This is a genomic window from Kitasatospora sp. NPDC030952 (assembly GCF_055571335.1).
On record NZ_JBVIFM010000010.1, the window covers coordinates 232029 to 251735 of the forward strand.

The window sequence follows — 19707 nt, forward strand, 5'->3', positions numbered from 1 at the left end:
CTCCGACAGGAGCCCGTACGGGAGCCCGCGCGGGAGCCGCAAACAAAACGGCCGGTCGATCCGAAGATCGACCGGCCGTTCGCTGTGCGCGAGGGGGGAGTTGAACCCCCACGCCCTTTCGGGCACTGGAACCTGAATCCAGCGCGTCTGCCTATTCCGCCACCCGCGCATCTGGGTGATGGGTTAACTATAGACCATCTTCAGGGGTGCCTCCGACCAGGTCAGAGCGACGAAGGGGGGCCGCCCGCGGCGGGGCGGCGCCCGCGGTCCGGCCTGGCCCGACCCCCCCGGCCTGCGACGATGGGCCCGTCGAACGATCGAGCAGGGGGACCGCATGGAGCTACGGCAGCTGCGCTGCTTCGTCGCCGTCGCCGAGGAGCTGCACTTCGGCCGGGCCGCCGAGCGGCTGCTGCTCGGGCAACCGGCGGTGAGCCAGCAGGTCCGGCGGCTGGAGCGGGAGTTGAAGGTCGAGCTGTTCGACCGCTCGCCCCGGTACGTCCGGCTGACCCCGGCCGGGGAGCGCTTCCTGCCCGCCGCCCGCAACGTCCTGGCGGCCGAGGACGCGGCCCGCGCGCTCGCCGCCGACCTGGCCGCGCCCGCCGTGCTGCGACTGGGCACCGTCACCGGGCTCGCCGAGCGGCTCGACCTGATCCTGGAGACCTACCAGCAACGGGCCCCCGGCGTACGCGTCGAACTGCACTCCGCCCCGGTGCGGGAGCGGCTGGCCCGGCTCTCGGACGGCCGCCTGGACGCCGCCTTCGTCCGCGGCGCGATCGCCGAGCACAGCCCGGACCTGCACTTCCTGCCGGTCTGGGAGGACGAGTTGGTGCTCGCCCTGCCCGCCCGGCACCCGCTGGCCGCCCGACCCGACGTCGATCTCGCCGAACTCGCCGACCTGCCACTGCGGTTGACCGAACACGGCAACCACCCGGCGCTGGTGGACCTGGTACTGGACGCCTGCGCGCGGGCCGGCTTCCGGCCCGTCCTCGGCCCGCCGCACGGCGCCCTGCAGGACACCCTGGCCTCGATCGGCACCGGCACCCCGATGTGGACGGTGGTGTACGCCGCCAACGCCCGGTCGGTGAACACCCACCGGGTGGCCTTCCGCCGCTGCCGCACCCCGCTGGCCCTGACCACCTCGGTCGCCGTACGGCGCTCCGCCCCACCGCCCCGACTGCTCCTGGAGGCCTGCCGCACGCCCCTGGCCCGGGACGATCAGGATTCGTGATCGCTGCCAGAGCGATTCGGGTCTGGGTGCGGGCGGGCCCGATCCGGTGGACTGTTCCCAGCCGGAGAACCCGGCGGAACAGCCCGGCGGAACAGCCGGGCAGGACACCCGGTCAGGAGCCGAAGATGCCGATCGTCACCATCCAGCAGGGCCCGCGCAGCGTCGAGCAGAAGCGCGAGCTGGTCGAGAAGGTCACCGAGGCCTTCGTGGACACCCTCGGCGTCCCCGCCGAGAGCGTGTTCGTGTTCGTCAACGAGTACCAGCCGGACAACTGGGGCACGGCCGGCAAGCTCACCGCGGACCGTTAGGGCGCGTCTGACAGAACCGATGGGCCCGGCAATCCGCCGGGCCCGCCGGCCCGAAGAGTACTGGGGGCCGCTCGCCGAGCTGGTCCTTCGTCAACCAACGACGTTCTGACCGGGCATGGCCAAAACTCGCCGGTAGGGGGTGGGGGGTGGAGTTAGCCTGACGACATGGTTGCAAACTACAAGGACGCAGTCGCCCTGAGTGACCAGGAGTTCGTCAGCGCACCCGCCCTGATCCTCCGTTCGCTCGCCTCCCACCCGCACCGGCGTGCCATCACCACCGCCGACCGGGTCGAGATCACCGCCGGCGACTTCGCCGCCGCCACCTACCGCCTCGCCCACGAGCTGCTCGCCCGCGGCATCACCCGCGGCTCGACCGTCACCCTGCTCACCGGCAACACCGCCGAGGCCCTCAGCGCCCGCTACGCCGCGGGCCTGGCCGGCGCCCGGGTGGTCAACCTCTACGACGGGATGAGCGCCCCGGTCCTGGCCGAGATCGTCGCCAGCGTGGACACCACCGTGCTCCTCGTCGACGCCGAACGCCACGCCGACGCACCCGCGTTGCTGCCGCTGATCGACGTCCCCGCCGTCCTCACCCTCGGCCCCGGCCCCCGCACCGACGGCACCGGCGCCGACGGAACCGGCAGCGTCGGCACCATCGGCGAGGACGTCATCGCCGCCTCCGCCACCCGCCCCGCCGAGGAACCCGCCGTCCCCATCGGCCCCGAGGACGACCTCGGCATCCGCCACACCGGCGGCACCACCGGCATCCCCAAGGGGATCCTCAGCCTCCACGGGCCCCTCCGCCGGATGTTCGACACCCCCCTCCACGACCGCCCGGACGCCGAACCGCCCCGCCTGCTCGCCGCCACCTCGATCGCCCACCTCGCCGGTGTGCTCGCCGACCTGACGCTCCACGAGGGCGGATCCGTCGTCCTCCAGCGCTCCTTCGAGCCCGGCGAGGTCCTCGCCGCGATCGAACGCGAACGCATCACCGACCTGTGGGTGCTGCCCCCGCTGCTCTACCGGCTGCTCGACCACCCGGCGATCGGCCGCACCGACCTGTCCAGCCTGCGGCGGATCGACTACGGCGGCTGCGCCTCCTCCCCGACCCGGATCCGGGAGGCCCTCAAGGTCTTCGGCCCCGTCCTGGTCAGCCTGTACGGCATGTCGGAGGCGCAGAAGATCGCCGTCCTCACCCCGGGCGAGCACGCGCGGTTCGGCGAGGACGGTCCGCTCCCGGTCGGCCGGCCCTTCCCCGAGGTGGAGGTGGAGATCCGCGCCGCCGACGGCACCGTGCTGCCGACCGGCGAGCAGGGCGAGGTGCACGTCCGCTCGGCGATGCTGATGGCCGGGTACTGGAAGCTGCCCGACCTCACCGCCCAGGTCCTGCGCGACGGCTGGCTGGACACCGGCGACATCGGGTACTTCGACACCGACGGCTACCTCTACCTGGCCGACCGCCTCAAGGACCTCATCATCGTCGTCGGCGGCCACGTCTACCCGACCGAGGTCGAGGAGCTCCTGCTCACCCACCCGACCATCGCCCAGTGCGCCGTCTTCGGCGTGCGCGACGACCAGGAGGCCGAGCACGTCCACGCCGCCGTCGTCCCCGCCGCCGGGCAGCGGCCGACCCTGGACGAGGTCCGCGCCTTCGTCACCGCCAACAAGGGCCGGATCTACGCCCCCGAAGCCCTCCACGTCCTCGACGCCATCCCGCTGACCTCCGTCGGCAAGCCCGACAAGAAGCGCCTCCGCGAGTCCCTCCCCCGCTGAGCCCGCCGGGGGACGCGCACCGAAACCCCACCGAACCCCGCACGGATCCCCACCCGCTTTCACCCCCAGGCGGGGTTTGGCTCAATGAACCACCACCCCGGTGCCGAGAAGCCAACGGGGGGTGGCGGCGCTGAGGGCCGCCACCCCTCCCCGGCCCGAGGGCCACCGCCGCGCGCTCACTCCTCGGCGGCGGCCGCCTCCAGGCAGCAGTCCACGAACGCCCGCACCACCGGGTCACCGTCGTCCGCCGGGGACCACGCCACCGCGATCCGGCTCGGGCTCACCCCGCCGACCGGCCGGTAGGCGATCCCCGGGCGGGCGTAGAAGCGGGCGGTGGAGGCGGGGGCGAGCGCGACCCCGTAGCCGTTGGCGATCGCGCTCAGCCAGTCGTCCGGGTGCTCCACCACCGCGCCGAAGCGCACCGGACGGCCCTCCCGCTCGTCGGCGGCCACCCAGTAGTCCCGCCAGCGGCCGGTCTCGGCCGGGGCCGCCACGAACGGCTCGTCCCACAGCTCGCGGAACGGCACCACCTCCAGCGCGGCCAGCCGGTGTCCGGCCGGCAGCGCGACCCAGCGCGGCTCGGTGAACAACTCGGCCACCCGCAGCCGCTCCTGACCGGGGAACGGCAACCGCAGCAGCGCCGCGTCCGCCTCCCCCGCCGCCAGGCCCGCCGTCGGATCCGACCAGGCGGTGTGCCGCATCTCGACCCGCCAGCCCGGCTGCCGGGCGGAGAACCCGGCGACGATGCCCGGGGTCGCCTCGTTCGCCGCGCTCGCCAGGAAGCCGACCCGCAGCACCCGCACCGCCCGGCTCGCCGCGCCCCTGGTCTCCCGCAGTGCCGCGTCCCAGTCCGCCAGCAGTCCCGGGACCCGCGCCGCCAGGCTCCGGCCCGCCAGCGTCAGCGCCATCCCGGCCCGGGACCGGACGAACAGCGGCACCCCGAGCAGCCTCTCCAACTGCCGGACCTGCTTGGTCAACGCGGGCTGGGAGACGTACAGCCGCTCCGCCGCGCGGGTCAGGCTGCCCTCCTCCGCGACGGCGGCGAAGGTGCGCAGCAGCCGGGTGTCCACATCCATTCCACCAGGTTATGGAAGCGGGTATTGGACGCAACGGGAGCACCCTGACGAGGCTGGAGCCATGTCCATCGCCTGTCTGATCGTCACCGTCCTCGCCATCGCCGCCAACGCCGGGATCGCCGCCGCCGACTTCGCCGGGGCCCCGTTCGTCCTGGCCAACTCCGCCGAGGTGCGGGTGAAACCGGAGTGGGTCCCGTGGCTGGCCGCCCTCAAGGCGGCCGGGGCCGCCGGACTGCTGATCGGCCTGGTCGGCTACCCGCCGCTGGGTGTCGCGGCCGCGATCGGACTGGTGCTCTTCTACCTCGGCGCGGTGGCCACCCACGTCCGCACCGGGGTGCTCCACAACCTGTACTTCCCGGCCGGCTACCTCGCCCTGGCCGTGGCCACCCTGGCGCTCGTCCTCACCCGTTGAGGCCGCACCGGCCGGCACCCGCACGAGCGGCCCTGCCCGGGGACCGGCCCCGAACCGGGCCCGTTCAGCCGGACGGCGTGCCGCCGACCGCCCGCACGGCGAAGGGCAGCAGCCGGTCGGCGGTCTGCCGGGCGGTGGCCTCGTCGACGTCCTCGGGCAGCCGCGGGGTGAGCAGGAAGTGGGTCATCACCGGGCCGACCACCACCTCGCCGACCAGGTCGACGCCGTCGAGCGGCGGGATCTCGCCCCGCTCGACCGCCCGCCGGACGACCTCCGCGACCCTTCCGTACAGCGGCCGGAGGAAGGCCGTGACCAACGCCTCGGCCAGCGCGGTGTTGTGGGCGGCCTCGCCGATCAGGGCACGGATCACCCGGCCGGGCTCGCCGGTCATGCTGGCGGCCTTGTCCCGCAGGACGACCCGCAGGTCCGTCTCCAGGCCGCCGGTGTCCGGCTGCTCGTACGAGCTCTCGCCGTGGAGTGCGGCGGCGGCGATCACCAGGTCCTCCTTGGAGGACCAGCGGCGGTAGAGGGTCGCCGTGGAGACCCCGGCCCGGGCCGCCACGGCGGCGGTGGTCAGCCCGCCGTAGCCGTTCTCCGCGAGGACGGCGAGGGTGGCGTCCAGCAGTGCCCGGTCCCGGGCGGCGTCGCGCGGGCGGCCCCGGCGCGGCGGCGGGGCGGACGGGGACGGAGCGGTGCTGGGGGTCATGCCGGAAGTCTACCGAAAACCAGAAACGAAATCGTTTCGTTTCGTTTATGCTCGACGGCATGAGCCTCTCCGCCGAAGCCACGTCCACCGGCAGCGACGAAGCCGCCGCCACCGTCTCCCGCCTGCACGCCGCCTTCGCCACCGGCCGCACCAAGCCGCTCGCCTGGCGCAAGGCCCAACTCCGCGCCCTGCGCCGCCTGCTGGTCGAGCAGGAGGCCGTCTTCACCGCCGCCCTGCACGCCGACCTCGGCAAGAACGCCGCCGAGGCCTACACCACCGAGATCGGCTTCACCCTCAACGAGATCGACCACACCCTGCGTCACCTCGACGGCTGGCTGCGCCCGCGCCGCATCCCGGTGCCGCTCGCCCTGCAGCCGGCCCGGGCCCGTACGGTCCGCGAACCGCTGGGCACCGTGCTGATCATCAGCCCGTGGAACTACCCGCTGCAGCTCGCCCTCTCCCCGCTGGTCGGCGCGCTCGCCGCCGGCAACTGCGCGGTGGTCAAGCCCAGCGAACTCGCCCCCGCCACCGCCGCCGCCATCGCCCACTGGCTGCCCCGCACCCTGGACCGGCAGGCCGTCGCCGTCGTCGAGGGCGGCGTGCCGGAGACCACCGCCCTGCTGGACCAGCGCTTCGACCACGTCTTCTACACCGGCAACGGCACCGTCGCCCACATCGTCATGACCGCCGCCGCCCGTCATCTCACCCCCGTCACCCTGGAGTTGGGCGGCAAGAGCCCGGTCGTCGTCGAGCCCGGCACCGACCTCGCCACGGCCGCCCGACGGATCGCCTGGGGCAAGTTCATGAACGCCGGCCAGACCTGCGTCGCCCCCGACTACGTCCTGGCCATCGGCGACACCGCGCCCACCCTCGAAGCGGAACTGACCGCCGCGATCCGGGAGATGTACGGCGCCGAGCCGGCGCACAGCCCCGACTACGGCCGGATCGTCAACGAGCGGCACTTCGACCGCCTCACCGCCCTGCTCGCCGACGGCCGGCTGGTCACCGGCGGCGACCACCACCGCGCCGACCGCTACCTCGCCCCCACCGTCCTCGCCGACGTCGACCCGGACGCCCCGGTGATGCGCGAGGAGATCTTCGGCCCCGTCCTGCCGATCCTCCGCGTCCCCGACCTGGACGCCGCGATCGCCTTCATCACCGCCCGCGACAAGCCGCTCGCCCTCTACGCCTTCACCGCCTCGGCCGCCACCAAGCGCCGCCTCACCACCGAAACCTCCTCCGGCGCCCTGGCGTTCGGCGTCCCCAACGCCCACATCGTCGTCCCCGGCCTGCCGTTCGGCGGCGTCGGCGAGAGCGGCCTCGGCCGGTACCACGGCAGCCACTCCATCGACACCTTCAGCCACACCAAGTCCGTGCTCGACAAGCCCCTCCTCGCCGACCCGCTCCGCCCCGCCTACCCGCCCTTCACCCCGCTCAAGTCCCGCCTCCTGCGCCGCCTCCTCTGAGATCCTCCGCCATCCTCTGAATCCTCCGACCCGCCGGACCGGCGGCCCTACGCCCGGAACAGCGGCTCGTACGCGTTCCCCTCCACCGCGTTGAGCAGCACGTACGACGGCCCGAGGCCGAAGGCGACCTCCCGCAGCCGCGCCAGGGCCTCGGCCACGGTGGGCACGTGGAGCCCGATCGCGGCGGCGGCCGCGTCCCGGTCGGCGAGCAGTTCGGGCTCGTCCGCCAGGTAGTCCTCGGCCGCCGCCGCGCTCTCCTCCTCGGTCAGCCGCCGACAGTCCCGCCACCACGGCACCGCCAGCAGCAGCCGGACCATCTCCTCCAGCCCGACGGCCAGCAGCGCCGCGCCGCCCTCGGAGTCGGCGTAGAGGACGGGCCGCTCGTCGCCGCCGTCACCGCACAGGAAGAAGGTGCCGCCCGCGCCGCACTTGGCGACCTCCTCCAGGGCCTCCCCGGAGGCGAGCACGACCTCCTCCACGTGCGAGTAGGCGTCGAGGGAGAAGTCCCCGGGCCAGAGCAGGTAGTCGACGGTGGCGGGGGTGGCCCGGAGGCGCGTGAGGAACGACATGGCGGCCACCCTACGAGGCCCCCACGACAACTCCGCCCTCCGGGAGTTGATCTCCGCGTCGCCCCGCTGTTGGCTGGCTTCCGCTGCCCTGACCCGAGACCGGCCCCGAGACCGGTCCGAGGCCGGCCCGAGGCGATGAAGGAAGTTGACACGGTGGACGACAGATCTGCCCGGACCGCGCTCTTCGAGGAGCACCGCCCGCACCTGCGCGCGGTCGCGTACCGGATGCTCGGCTCGATCAGCGAGGCCGACGACGCGCTCCAGGAGGCCTGGCTGCGGTACGACCGCGCCGACACCGCCGAGGTGGCCAACCTCGGCGGCTGGCTGACCACCGTGGTCTCCCGGGTCTGCCTGAACCTGCTGCGCGACCGCGCCGCCCGCCGCGAGGGGCCGCTGCGGCCGACCGGTCCGGGCGGCGAGGGCGGCCCCGAGCGCATTCCGGACCCGCTGCTGCGCCGCGAGGGGGTGGTCGACCCGGAGCAGGAGGTGATGCTCGCGGACTCGGTCGGCCTGGCGCTGATGGTGGTGCTGGAGTCGCTGTCGCCCGCCGAGCGGGTCGCCTTCGTGCTGCACGACCTGTTCGCGGTGCCCTTCGAGGAGATCGCCCCGCTGATCGAGAAGACCTCGGCCGCCACCCGTCAACTGGCCAGCCGGGCCCGCCGCAAGGTGCAGGGGCGGCCCGTGCCGGATCCGGACCTGGGCCGCCAGCGGGTGGCCGTGGACGCCTTCTTCGCCGCCGCCCGCACCGGCGACCTGGCGGCGCTGCTGGCCGTGCTCGACCCGGACGTGGTGCTGCGCTCGGACGGCGGGGCCGGGCAGGCCCGGCACACCGTGGTGCTCGCCGGCGCCGCGACGGTGGCCGGGCAGGCCGTGCTGTGGGGCAGGCTGTCGCCGTTCGCCCGTCCCGCGCTGGTCAACGGCACCGTTGGCGCGGTGGTCATCGGCGACAACGGACGGGCGCTGTCGATCATGGCGTTCACCGTGGTGGCCGGCGCGATCGCGGAGATCGAGGTGCTCCTCGACCAGGAACGGCTGGCGGCCTTCGACCTGTCGGCGTTCCGGGACTGACGACCGGCCCCCTGCGGGCGGGGGCGGGCCGCCCCCGCCCACAGGACGGCCTCAGACCTCGGCACCCACAGGACGGCCTCAGACCTCAGCGCCGCAGGACGCCCGCAGGCCTCAGCGCCCGGGGAACGAGCTCAGCGCCCGACGGCCCCGTCCAGCTGCTCGCGGATGATGTCCGCGTGCCCGGCGTGCCGCCCGGTCTCCTCGATCATGTGCACCAGCACCCAGCGCAGCGACGGCCCTTCGGCGGCGTCGGGCCGCAGCGAGCGCGCGCCCGGACGGTCCAGGTCGGGGGCGGCCGCGGCCACCGCGTTGGCCCGGGCGATCGCCTCCCGGTAGTCGGCGACCGCCGCCTCCACCGTCAGTTCGGCCGACCGGAAGTCGTCGCTGTCCAGTGGCGCGTCCCCCTGCCCGCCGTACGCGTACTCGAGCCAGTTGAGCTCGACCACGGTCAGGTGCCGGACCAGCCAGAGCAGGCTGGTGCCGGAGGCGACGCCGGGGCGCCGGGCGTCCTCGTCCCCGAGGCCGTCCAGCTTGCCGATCACGCCCTCCCGCAGGTAGTCGAGGAAGGCCAGCAGGGTGGTCCGCTCGTCGGCGTTGAGCGTCGGCGGGCGGTTGTCGGAGAGCTTGCTCGGCGCGGCGCCCCGGGGCGCGGTGTTGTCGGTCACCGCGCCACCGTAACCAGCGGAACCGGCCGGACGCACCCGACTATCGGTCACCAGCCCTGTGCGCGGACCCAGTCCGCGAGGTGCCGGGCGCAGCCGTCCACCGACTCCCGCCAGCTGTGGGCCGCGCCGTCCCCGGCCTCGTCGCTGACGTACTTGACCAGCCGCACCGGCACCCCGGCCCGGTGGGCGACGGCGGCGACGGCGTAGCCCTCCATGTCGACCAGGTCGGCGTGCTCGGCCAGCCGGGCCTTGGCGGCCGGGTCCTCGACGAACAGGTCGCCGGTGGCCAGCACCGGGCCGTCGCCCCGGCCGACCACCAGCGGGGCGCCGTAGCTGCGGCCGGTGAGCTGCCGCAGGGCCGTGGTGTTCAGGTCGTGCTGGATCACCTGGACGACGTGGTGCATGCCCTCCCAGCCTGGGCGCAGCGCGCCGGCCGTGCCGAGGTTGATCACCTCGGAGGGCCGCTCGCCCTGGGCGAGCACGGTGGCCAGGGCCGCCGTGGCGTTGACCTTCCCTATCCCGGTGAGCAGCACGGGCAGCCGGTCGTCGAGGTGGGCGGCCTCCTCGCGGACCGCGACGACGAGCAGCGGGCGGTCGGGCGAGATCGTTCCAAGCAGTCGCATGGGGCCCATGGTACGGAGCGCAGGGGTGCCGGGCCCGGGATCAGCGCGGCGCGGAACCGCTCGGGGCGCCGCGGGCGTCGCACGGATCGCCACCTCTCCGTCGGCCCGGCCGGACCGGTACAAGCCGTACGAGAGCGTGCGGAAACCGTGCACGACATGCTCAAGATCGGCGCAAGTCGGGTGTGGCCGGAGGAAGTCACGGCCATACTGCTGCCATCGGTCGGGCCCCGGGTGTCGGGCCGGCCCCAGGGGAGGATGAGGCGGGTGGCAACACCAGTAGGCAACGGCGCACCGGGCGCACCGGTCCCGGCCCGGCCGGGCACGCCACCGGCCGGGCCGGCCGCGGCGCCGTACGGGGGTGCGGCGGCACCGTACGGCGTTCCGCCGGCCCCGGGGGCGCCGCCCCGCGGGGTGCCCGCGGCGAGGCCCGGCTCCGGATCGCCCGCGCGTCGCCCCCGGGCGGGGGTGCCGGAGCGGGGCGTGCGCGCCCGGCTGGCGCAGGCCACCCGTACGGCCCCGGGCCGGCTGCGGCTGGCCGGGGTGGTGCTCGCGGTGCTCACCGTGGCCTTCGGCGGGCTCACCGCCTGGCAGTTGGAGACCAGGGCGCAGGCCGCCGACCGGGTGGTCTCGTACAGCCAGCCGCTCAGCCGGGACGCCGCCGAGATCCACCGCTCGCTGGCCGACGCCGCCACCACCGCGGCCTCCGGCTTCCTGCTGGCCGGCGCCGAGCCGAAGGACGTCCGGGCCCGCTACGAGCAGGACCTCGCCCAGGCCGCCAAGCTGATCTCCCAGGCCGCCGCCCGCACCACCGCGACCTCCCCGGCGCAGGACTCACTCAGCCGACTGAACCAGCAACTCCCGGTGTACGCCGGTCTGGTGGAATCCGCGCGGGCCGACAACCGGCAGGGCATCCCGCTCGGCGGCGCCTACCTGCGGTACGCCTCCGAGCAGATGCAGACCGTGCTGCTGCCGGCCGCCGCCGAGCTGAACACCATCGAGAACCACGAGCTGGTGAACGACTACGCCGCGGCCCGGTCGACGCCCTGGGGCGCGTACGGCCTGGCGGTGCTCACCCTGGCCGCGCTGGGCTGGGTGCAGCTGACCCTGTTCCGCCGCACCAACCGGGTGTTCAACATCGGTCTGGTGGGCGCCACCGCCGCCGTCCTGGCCGGCACGCTCTGGCTCGCCGTGGCCGGGCTGACCACCGGCTCGGCGCTGGAGAAGAGCGACCTCGAAGGGGCCAACCCGCTGCGGGCGCTCAACTCGGCCCGGGTGGACGTGCTGACGGCCCGGCTGGCGGAGAACCTGAACCTGGTCGCGCGCGGCTCCACCGCCACCTACGCCACCCAGTACACGGACCTCACCAAGCGCCTGGCCGGAACGGCCGAGAAGAGCACCCCGATGCGCGACCGCGCCGGCACGCTCTCCAACGCCCTGATCCTCGCCCCCGCCGCCGCGAGCCGGTCGCTGGCCACCGCCGCCGACCAGTACGACGTCTGGCAGGACCGGTACCGCGCCGCGCGCACCGCCGAGGTCGACAACGCCGACTACCAGGGCGCCCTGAACGCGACGGTGTCGGCCACCGACACCACCAACACCGCCGACGCCGCCTTCAACGCCACCGACCGGGCGCTCGCCCAGGCCGCCGACGCCGAGCAGGCCCGGTTCGACGCCGCCGCCGACGGCACCGCCGGGGACCTCCGCCTCGCGGCCGGCGCGGCCGCGGTGCTGGGCCTGGTGGCCGCGGCGGCCGCGCTGCGGGGCCTGGGCCGACGACTCGCCGAGTACCGGTAGAGGGGGGAACACGACGATGCGCACGAGGACCGTACCGACCAGGAGCGCCGCGGCGCTGGCAGTGCTGGCGGCCTGCGCGGCCGTGCTCGGCGGGGGCGGACCGTCCGGCGCCGCGCCGGCCGCCGCGACCGCCGCGCCGCGGAACGCGCCGCAGGCCGTCCAGCAGACCCAGGACCAGTCCGACACCTGCGACATCTACAGCAGCGTGCCGCCGAGTTCGGCCGACGGCCCGGCGGTGAAGGCCATCAAGGCCAAGCGCAGCCTGGTGATCGGCGTGGACCAGAACAGCTACCGCTGGGGCGCCCGCAACCCGAACACCGGCCAGATCGAGGGCTTCGACATCGACCTCGCCCGGGCCATCGGCACCGCCATCATGGGCGACCCGGACAAGGTGGTGCTCAAGCCGGTCGCCACCGCGGACCGGGTCGACGCGGTGCAGAAGGGCCGGGTCGACCTGATCGTCCGCACCATGACCGTCAACTGCAAGCGGATGCAGGACGTCGCCTTCTCCAAGCCGTACTTCAGCATCTCCCAGCGGGTGCTGGTGCCGAAGACCTCCCAGGCGAAGAACCTGGACGAGGCGATCGCCGGCAGGAACGTCTGCGTCGCCAAGGGGTCCACGGCCGCCGACGTGATGGACCCGGCCAAGGGCGCCAAGAAGGACGCCAAGGCGCAGCTGACGGTCGTCGAGAACCAGTTGGACTGCCTGGTCCTGATGCAGCTCGGCAAGGTCGACGCCACCATGACCGACGACGGCCTGGCGGCCGGCCAGGCCGCCCAGGACCAGACCGTGCGGATCGTGGACGGCGACGTGCAGCCGGAGGTGATCGGCGTCGCCATGCTCAAGAGCAGCCCGGACCTCACCGCCCGGGTCAACCAGGTGCTGGCCGACTACCACGGCAGCGGCGACTGGGGCCGCAGCTACGACCGCTGGCTGAAGCCGTACATGCTGAACGACGCCGAGCACTACTGGCCCGTTCCGCACTGAGCGCCGCATCGCGCACGGAGCACCACGGACGCGGGACGTTGACGCCGTCTTGACGCCCCGCGCCCGCACCGCCCGGACGGCCACCGGCTAGGGTTCGGGACGATCACCACGGGGAGACCGGTGGTGGGCACGGGGGTTGTCGTGGGCCGCACGTCGTACGCGACGGCGTCGCACGCGAGGGAAGGAAGGACACCGCGGTGGCGGCATCGGCTGGCCCGGTACTGAGCCGGGAGGAGGTGGACCGCGCGCTCGCGCGCCTCGGCGCGGAGCGGGACGCGGTCGAGTCGGCGCTGCTCGCCCTGCAGGACCACCCGGGCCTGCGGCTGCTGGAGGGCGCCGGGCTGTCCGGCCGCACCCTGGAGCGCTGGTCGGTCGCCGGCAAGGGCCTGCCGCTGCTCTGGGCGCTGTTCGACCGCTACTCCGAGGCGCTCGCCTCGGCCCGCGCCGTCCGGGCCCGCAAGGCCAAGCCCGGCGGTCCCGAACTCGCCGAGCTGAGCGAGCTGCTGACCGGCGACGCGGTGACCGTCCCCGGCGGCGCGCTGCCGGACGGGCCGCAACTGCTGGGCGCGCCCGCCAAGCTGGTCGAGCGGATCAGCCTGGACGCGCTGATGGCCCGGATGAACTCCTGGTACGCCACCGTGCTGGAGGTGGTCAGCGCCGCCGACGCGGTCTGGTCGGCGCTGCCGGCCCGGATCGACCTGCTGCTCGCCGAACTGCACCGGGTGCGGACCCTGGCCGCCTCGCTCGGCGTGCGCACCGGCAGCCACCCGCTGGGCGACGACCTGACCGGGCTCGGACACGACCTCACCGAGCTGCGCACCGAGGTCCGGGAGGACCCGCTGGCGCTGTGGCGCCCGGCCCGGGTGCCCGCCCAACGCGGCACCGTGCCCGACGGCGAGGCCTTCGCCTCGGCCGCCGGGGTGGTCGACACCGAGCGCTTCGACCGGGCCGGGCGGGCACTGGACGGCATCCGGCTGGAGCTGGAGAACCTGCTGCGGCTGCGCGACGACGCCGAGGAGCGGCTGCAGGGCGTCGGCGACCTGCTCCAGCGGGCCGACGCCACCCTGGCCGAGGCCCGCCGGGCCCGCGGCGAGGTGCTGGCGAAGATAGCGGCCAGCGACGTCCCCGCGGTGCCCGGCCCGGCCTCGGCGCTGCGCGAACGGATCGTCACCGCCCTGGACCTGCGCCAGGCCGGGCAGTGGGGCCGGCTGGCTCCGCTGCTGGACGCCCTGGAGGACGCCGCCGCCAAGGAGCTGGCCCGGGCCCGGCACTCGCTCACCGAGGTCACCCAGCCGCTGGCCGTCCGGGCCGAACTGCGCGGCCGGCTGGACGCCTACAAGGCGATGGCGGCCCGGATGCGGGTCGCCGAGGACCCGGAAGTGATCGAACGGTACGAGAAGGCGCGCTGGCTGCTGTGGAGCGCGCCCTGCGACCTGCGGGCGGCGGCCGCCGCGGTGGCCCGCTTCCAGCAGTCGCTGCGCCCGGCCCAGAGCGAGGCCGCGGAGGGCGCGCAGGCACACGGGACGACCGGCCAGACGCCGGTCGACGGACAGGTACAGGGGGGCTGAGGTTGATGGGCGAGACGTGCGTACGGCCGGGGTGCTCCGGCAGCGGCAGGATCGACGCGGACGGCTACTGCGACGAGTGCGGGCTGACCCCGGTGGGGGCCACGGCGGTCGCCCCGGCGTCCGCCGGCACGGCGGCCCCGCCGCCGCCGACCGCCGCCGGTCCCGGCTCGCCGTGCCCGCGGGACTGCTCCGGCCGCATCGACGCGGACGGCTACTGCGACGAGTGCGGGCTCACCCCGCCCGGCGCGGACACCGGCATCACCCAGCCCCACGTGCCGTCCGCGCGGGTCGCCCCGGACTCCGCCCGCAGCGGCTCGGTCCGCTCGCTGTCGGCCCGCACCGGCTCCGCCCGCTCGATGTCCGGCCGCTCCCGCTCGCACCGCTCGACCCGCACCGGCAGCAGCCGCTCGGTCTCGGTGCGCTCCACCCGGGGCAGCGTCAGCGCCGGCACCCGCAACCGACTGGGCGCCGGGCTGGTCACCGTGCCGACCGTGGCGACGGCCGACCCGGCGCAGGCGGTGCTGGCCAACCCCGAGGTGCCCGAGCGCAAGCGGTACTGCTCCAAGTGCGAGGCCCCGGTGGGCCGGGAGAAGAACGGCCAGCCGGGCCGCCCGGACGGCTTCTGCACCAAGTGCGGCACGCCGTACTCCTTCACGCCCAAGCTGCGCCGCGGCGACCTGGTCGGCGGGCAGTACGAGGTGGTGGGCTGCCTGGCGCACGGCGGGCTCGGCTGGATCTACCTGGCCATAGACCGCCGGGTCAACGACAAGTGGGTCGTCCTCAAGGGCCTGTTGAACACCGGGGACGAGGACGCGCTCGCCGCGGCGGTCGCCGAGCGGCGCTTCCTGGCCGAGGTGGACCACCCGAACATCGTCCGGATCATCAACTTCGCCGAGCACCTGGACATCAACTCCGGCTCCACCGACGGCTACATCGTCATGGAGTACGTCGGCGGCAAGTCGCTCAAGGACATCGCCAACGACCGCCGCACCCCGGACGGGCGGCGCGAGCCGCTGCCGGTGGAGGTGGCGATCGCGTACGCGCTGGAGGCGCTGCCCGCGCTCGGGTACCTGCACAGCCGGGGCCTGATCTACTGCGACTTCAAGATCGACAACGTGATCCAGAGCGGCGACGCGCTCAAGATCATCGACATGGGCGCGGTCTGCCGCCTCGACCACGACGGCGCGATCTACGGCACCGTCGGCTACCAGGCCCCGGAGATCGCCACCCACGGCCCCTCCCCCGCCTCCGACCTTTACACCGTGGCCCGCACCCTCGCGGTGCTCACCTTCGACTTCCAGGGCTACAGCACCACCTACCGCGAAACCCTGCCCGGGCCCGAGGACGTCGAGGTCTTCGCGAAGTACGAGTCGTACTACCGCTTCCTGGTCCGCGCCACCGACCCGGACCCGGCCCGCCGGTTCTCCTCCGCCGAGGAGATGGCCGACCAGCTCACCGGCGTGCTGCGGGAGATCCTGGCCCTCCAGGACGAGCGGCCCCGCCCCGCGCCGTCCACCCTGTTCGGCCCCGAACTGCGCGTCGTGGACACCGACTTGGTGCTGCCAACCGACCACCCCGGACAGCTCCGGGTGGCCGCCCTGTCCCCCTCCGCCGCCGCCCTGGCGCTGCCCGTCCCCCGGGTCGACCCCGGCGACCCCAACGCCGGCTTCCTCGCCACCCTGCTCGCCACCGACCCCGAGGAGGCGCTCGCCGCCCTCGGCGGCGCCCCCGCCGTCTCGGTCGAGAGCCGGCTGCGCGAACTGCGCGCCCTGCTCGAACTCGGCCGCCACGACACGGCCGTGAACGCGCTCGCCGTGCTGGAGCAGGACCACCCGGACGACTGGCGGGTGGTCTGGTACCGCGGGCTGGTCGCCCTGGTCGCGGCCGCCGACGACTCCGGCACGCCCCGAGCACCGGGTCACCCGGAGGCGAGCGGGCGAATCACAGCCCTTCGAGCGGCCGCCGAGGCCTTCGACGCGGTCTACGACGCCTTCCCGGGCGAGGCCGCGCCCAAGCTCGCCCTCGCCATCTGCGCCGAACTGCTCGACGACGGCGGCGACGCGGCCGAGTTCTACCGGCTCGTCTGGACCACCGACCACTCCTACCTGAGCGCCGCCTTCGGCCTGGCCCGGGTCCGCCTCGCCGGGGACGACCGGCCCGGCGCGGTGCGCGTGCTGGAGTCCGTCCCGGCCACCTCCAGCCAGTACACCGCCGCCCGGATCGCCGCCGTCCGCGCCCGGCTGCGCGAACGGGCCGCCACCGAGCCGCTCGCCACCGACCTCGCCGCCGGCTCCGACCAGCTGACCGCGCTGCGGCTGGACGACCGCCGCCGCGAGGAGCTCTCCGTCGAGGTGCTCGGCGCGGCCCTCGGCTGGGTCGGCGCCGGCTCGGCCGGTGCCCCGCAGGGCGCCGACCTGGTGGTACTGGGACGTCCCGCCGTCGAGCGGGAACTGCGCTTCGCCCTGGAACAGTCCTACCGGGTACTCGCCCGGTTGGCCGACCGGGCCGAGACCAGGATCGAGATGGTGGAACGGGCCAACCGGGCCCGCCCCAGGACGTGGGTGTAACCGATGCCGCAGCAGACCGAGTGCCCGAGCTGTTCCGAGCCGATGGACCGTGAGGACGCCTACTGCGGGCGCTGCGGGGCCGGCCGGGACGGCCGGGCGGCCCCGGGCGCGATGCCCGCCAGCTGGGCCGCCGCCCGCGGTGAGGCCGTCCCGCCGCAGCGCGGGCCGGTCTGCGTGCACTGCGGGCAGCCGCAGGTCACCGAGGACGGCTACTGCGAGGGCTGCGGCAGCGCCCAGCCGCGCCCGCGCGACCACATGGAGAAGGCCCTCGGGGGCGTCGCCGGGGTCAGCGACCGCGGCGTGCGCCACCACCGCAACGAGGACTCCTTCACCGTCGCCGCCACCTCGCTGCCCGGCGGGGAGCCCGTCGTGGTCGCCGTGGTGTGCGACGGCGTCTCCTCCTCCGACCGCCCGGACGAGGCCTCCGAGACCGCCGTCGACGCCGCCTCGGAGTCCCTGCTCACCTCCTTGGAGGCCGGCCGGGACCCGGAGGAGGCGATGCGCGCGGCGATCGCCGACGCCGCCAAGGCCGTCGCCGACCTCGCCACCGACGGCGCCGGCCCGACCCGCCCCGACCTCAACGCACCCGCCTGCACCTACGTCAGCGCCATAGCGGCGGGCGGCCGGGTCACCATCGGCTGGGTGGGCGACACCCGGGCGTACTGGATCCCGGACGACCGCACCGGCGCCGAACCCTTCCGGCTCACCCAGGACGACTCCTGGGCGGCCCGGATGGTCGAGGCCGGGCTGATGGGCGAGGCCGAGGCCTACTCCGACCCGCGTGCCCACGCCATCACCGGCTGGCTCGGCGCCGACGCCGAGGAGGTCGTGCCGCACACCCTCGACTTCACCCCGCACGTCCCCGGAGTGCTGCTGATCTGCACCGACGGGCTGTGGAACTACGCCGAGGCGGCCACCGACCTGGCCTACTACGTCCGGCCGGACGCCCGCACCGAACCGCTCGCCACGGCGCAGACCCTGGTGAAGTTCGCGGTCGCGGCCGGCGGGCACGACAACATCACCGTCGCGGTGCTGCCGATCGAGCCGTCCGCCGCCACGCTGGCGGAGATCGAGGAGACGCCCACCGCGCTGGACCTGAAGGTGATCGCCCCGGCGGAGGCCCAGGCCGCCCGGGCAGGCGCCCCGGCCGGTACCCCCGCGGGTATCCCGGCCGCCGCCCCCGGGGACGACGAGGACCACGACCCGACCCTGCCGGACCTCCCGGTGATCGGCTCCCCCGCCGCCCCGCTGCCCCCGGCCCCGCCGGTCCCGGCCACCGCGCCGCCCGTCCCGCCGGCCCCGCCCGCGCCCCCGGCCGTCCCGCCCGCACCGCCCGCACCGCCTGTGGCGCCGCCCGTCCCGCCGCAGCCGCCGCACCCGCCGACGGCCTGACCGGCCCGACGCGAACGGCCCGACGGCCCCCGTCCGCCGGACCACCCCCGAGACCCGATCGCATCCACCCCTGACCCGACGGGAGCCACCGCCCCATGGCAACACTGGCGAAGCCGAACCTGCCCAGGTTCGACGTGGAGATCTTCCAGAACGAGTACCTGGCCGACGGCGCCCGCGAGGTCAACGCCATCGTCACCGTCACCTCCACCGGCGGCGGCACGTCCGGCGGCCGTCCGCTCGGGATCACCGACGCCGGCCGGCCGGGCGGCGACGCCAATGCCGCGGTGGTGATCCTGGTCGACTGCTCGGGCTCGATGGACTACCCCAAGACCAAGATCAACGGCGCCCGCGAGGCCACCGCCGCCGCCATCGACGCCCTGCGCGACGGCACCGCCTTCGCCGTGGTGGCCGGCACCCACGAGGCCCGCGACATCTACCCCGGCGACGGCACCCTGGCCACCGCCTCGGCGAGCACCCGGGAGCAGGCCAAGGAATCGCTGCGCCGCCTCACCGCGGCCGGCGGCACCGCGATGGGCACCTGGCTGGCCAAGGCCGACAAGCTCTTCCTCACCCGCCGCGACATCGCCATCCGGCACGCCATCCTGCTCACCGACGGCAACAACGAGCACGAGTCGGCGGAGGACCTCGCCCGCAACATCGAGCGGGTCACCGGCCACTTCACCGCCGACTGCCGCGGCGTCGGCACCGACTGGCGGATCGACGAGCTGCGCAAGATCTCCTCCGCGCTGCTCGGCACCACCGACATCGTCGCCGAGCCCTCCGGCCTGGCCGAGGACTTCCGCTCGATGATGACCGGCGCGATGGGCAAGCAGGTCGCCGACGTCGCCCTGCGGATCTGGACCCCGGCCAACGCCGCGGTCAAGTTCGTCAAGCAGGTCGCCCCCGCGGTCGAGGACCTCACCGGCCGCCGCACCGAGTCCGGCCCCCGGGCCGGCGACTACCCCACCGGCTCCTGGGGCGACGAGAGCCGCGACTACCACGTCTGCGTCGAGGTCCCGGCCGCCTCGGTCGGCAACGAGATGCTCGCCGCCCGGATCAGCCTGGTGCTGCCCCCGCAGGTCGGCGGCGGCACCCCCGAGGTGCTCGGCCAGGGCCTGGTCAAGGCCGTCTGGACGGACGACCTGGCCTCCTCCACCCGGATCAGCCCGCAGGTCGCCCACTACACCGGGCAGGCCGAACTCGCCTCCTCCATCCAGGAGGGCCTGGAGGCCCACCGCGCCGGGGACGTCGACACCGCCACCGCCAAGCTGGGCGCCGCCGTCCGGATCGCCCACGCGACCGGCAACGACGGCACCTTCAAGCTGCTGCAGAAGGTGGTGGACGTGGTGGACCCGAAGGAGGGTACGGTTCGGTTCCGTAAGAACGTGAGCGAGGCCGACTCGATGACCCTTGAGACCCGGTCGACCAAGACGGTACGTGTGAAGAAGTGACCGCTGAAAACGTGATCGGGCCGGCCGCCCGGCGCCACGCCGCACCGCACCGG

At 74.7% G+C, this 19707-nt stretch carries 17 protein-coding genes and 1 tRNA gene; 12 read left to right on the plus strand and 6 right to left on the minus strand.

Annotated elements, in window-relative coordinates:
* Positions 1-85: 85 nt before the first annotated feature.
* Positions 86-169, minus strand: a tRNA-Leu gene (locus ACZ47G_RS19780).
* Positions 170-334: 165 nt separating this feature from the next.
* On the opposite strand from ACZ47G_RS19780, the gene ACZ47G_RS19785 reads away from it, so the two are divergent.
* From ACZ47G_RS19785 to ACZ47G_RS19795, 3 genes are all read left to right on the plus strand, one after another.
* Positions 335-1228: a LysR family transcriptional regulator gene (locus ACZ47G_RS19785; RefSeq protein WP_465744320.1), complete on the plus strand. Its 894-nt coding sequence runs from the start codon at positions 335-337 to the stop codon at positions 1226-1228.
* A 125-nt stretch (positions 1229-1353) separates the two neighbouring features.
* On the plus strand, positions 1354-1536 hold the full coding sequence (gene dmpI, locus ACZ47G_RS19790; RefSeq protein ID WP_465744322.1) for a 4-oxalocrotonate tautomerase DmpI: 183 nt from the start codon (positions 1354-1356) through the stop codon (positions 1534-1536).
* Positions 1537-1701: 165 nt separating this feature from the next.
* Positions 1702-3309 carry an AMP-binding protein gene (locus ACZ47G_RS19795; RefSeq protein WP_465744324.1) on the plus strand — a complete coding sequence of 536 codons (1608 nt, stop codon included), beginning with the start codon at positions 1702-1704 and terminating at the stop codon, positions 3307-3309.
* A 176-nt stretch (positions 3310-3485) separates the two neighbouring features.
* Here the strand turns inward: ACZ47G_RS19795 and ACZ47G_RS19800 are convergent, their stop codons facing one another.
* On the minus strand, positions 3486-4385 hold the full coding sequence (locus tag ACZ47G_RS19800; protein ID WP_465744326.1) for a LysR family transcriptional regulator: 900 nt from the start codon (positions 4383-4385) through the stop codon (positions 3486-3488).
* 61 nt (positions 4386-4446) lie between these two features.
* On the opposite strand from ACZ47G_RS19800, the gene ACZ47G_RS19805 reads away from it, so the two are divergent.
* Positions 4447-4797: a DoxX family protein gene (locus tag ACZ47G_RS19805; protein ID WP_380463765.1), complete on the plus strand. Its 351-nt coding sequence runs from the start codon at positions 4447-4449 to the stop codon at positions 4795-4797.
* Positions 4798-4861: 64 nt separating this feature from the next.
* Here ACZ47G_RS19805 and ACZ47G_RS19810 read toward each other — a convergent pair whose 3' ends face one another.
* Positions 4862-5503, minus strand: a complete 642-nt coding sequence (locus tag ACZ47G_RS19810; protein WP_465744329.1) for a TetR/AcrR family transcriptional regulator — start codon at positions 5501-5503, stop codon at positions 4862-4864.
* Between the two features lie 59 nt (positions 5504-5562).
* Between ACZ47G_RS19810 and ACZ47G_RS19815 the strand changes: the two genes are divergently transcribed.
* Positions 5563-6969, plus strand: coding sequence for an aldehyde dehydrogenase family protein (locus tag ACZ47G_RS19815; protein WP_465744331.1), 1407 nt, complete (start codon positions 5563-5565; stop codon positions 6967-6969).
* Between the two features lie 47 nt (positions 6970-7016).
* Here the strand turns inward: ACZ47G_RS19815 and ACZ47G_RS19820 are convergent, their stop codons facing one another.
* Positions 7017-7538: a hypothetical protein gene (locus tag ACZ47G_RS19820; RefSeq protein ID WP_465744333.1), complete on the minus strand. Its 522-nt coding sequence runs from the start codon at positions 7536-7538 to the stop codon at positions 7017-7019.
* A gap of 135 nt (positions 7539-7673) precedes the next feature.
* Between ACZ47G_RS19820 and ACZ47G_RS19825 the strand changes: the two genes are divergently transcribed.
* The gene (locus ACZ47G_RS19825; RefSeq protein WP_465744335.1) at positions 7674-8606 is read left to right on the plus strand and encodes a sigma-70 family RNA polymerase sigma factor; all 933 of its coding nucleotides are present in this window, start codon (positions 7674-7676) and stop codon (positions 8604-8606) included.
* 131 nt (positions 8607-8737) lie between these two features.
* Here ACZ47G_RS19825 and ACZ47G_RS19830 read toward each other — a convergent pair whose 3' ends face one another.
* A complete protein-coding gene (locus ACZ47G_RS19830) occupies positions 8738-9271 on the minus strand; it encodes a DinB family protein (RefSeq protein ID WP_380463756.1) in 534 nt (177 codons plus the stop codon).
* 47 nt (positions 9272-9318) lie between these two features.
* Positions 9319-9894, minus strand: a complete 576-nt coding sequence (locus ACZ47G_RS19835; protein WP_465744337.1) for a nucleosidase — start codon at positions 9892-9894, stop codon at positions 9319-9321.
* Positions 9895-10374: 480 nt separating this feature from the next.
* On the opposite strand from ACZ47G_RS19835, the gene ACZ47G_RS19840 reads away from it, so the two are divergent.
* The 6 genes from ACZ47G_RS19840 (at position 10375) to ACZ47G_RS19865 (ending at position 19654) form a co-directional block, all read left to right on the plus strand.
* The gene (locus ACZ47G_RS19840) at positions 10375-11688 is read left to right on the plus strand and encodes a hypothetical protein (RefSeq protein ID WP_465744340.1); all 1314 of its coding nucleotides are present in this window, start codon (positions 10375-10377) and stop codon (positions 11686-11688) included.
* 16 nt (positions 11689-11704) lie between these two features.
* A complete protein-coding gene (locus ACZ47G_RS19845) occupies positions 11705-12676 on the plus strand; it encodes a glutamate ABC transporter substrate-binding protein (protein ID WP_465744342.1) in 972 nt (323 codons plus the stop codon).
* Positions 12677-12873: 197 nt separating this feature from the next.
* Positions 12874-14244: a hypothetical protein gene (locus ACZ47G_RS19850; protein WP_465744344.1), complete on the plus strand. Its 1371-nt coding sequence runs from the start codon at positions 12874-12876 to the stop codon at positions 14242-14244.
* A gap of 5 nt (positions 14245-14249) precedes the next feature.
* Entirely contained in the window at positions 14250-16811 is a 2562-nt protein-coding gene (locus ACZ47G_RS19855; RefSeq protein WP_465744346.1) for a serine/threonine-protein kinase, read from the plus strand.
* 3 nt (positions 16812-16814) lie between these two features.
* Positions 16815-18203 carry a protein phosphatase 2C domain-containing protein gene (locus tag ACZ47G_RS19860; protein ID WP_465744348.1) on the plus strand — a complete coding sequence of 463 codons (1389 nt, stop codon included), beginning with the start codon at positions 16815-16817 and terminating at the stop codon, positions 18201-18203.
* A gap of 95 nt (positions 18204-18298) precedes the next feature.
* A complete protein-coding gene (locus ACZ47G_RS19865) occupies positions 18299-19654 on the plus strand; it encodes a vWA domain-containing protein (RefSeq protein WP_465744350.1) in 1356 nt (451 codons plus the stop codon).
* The last annotated feature ends 53 nt before the right edge of the window (positions 19655-19707 follow it).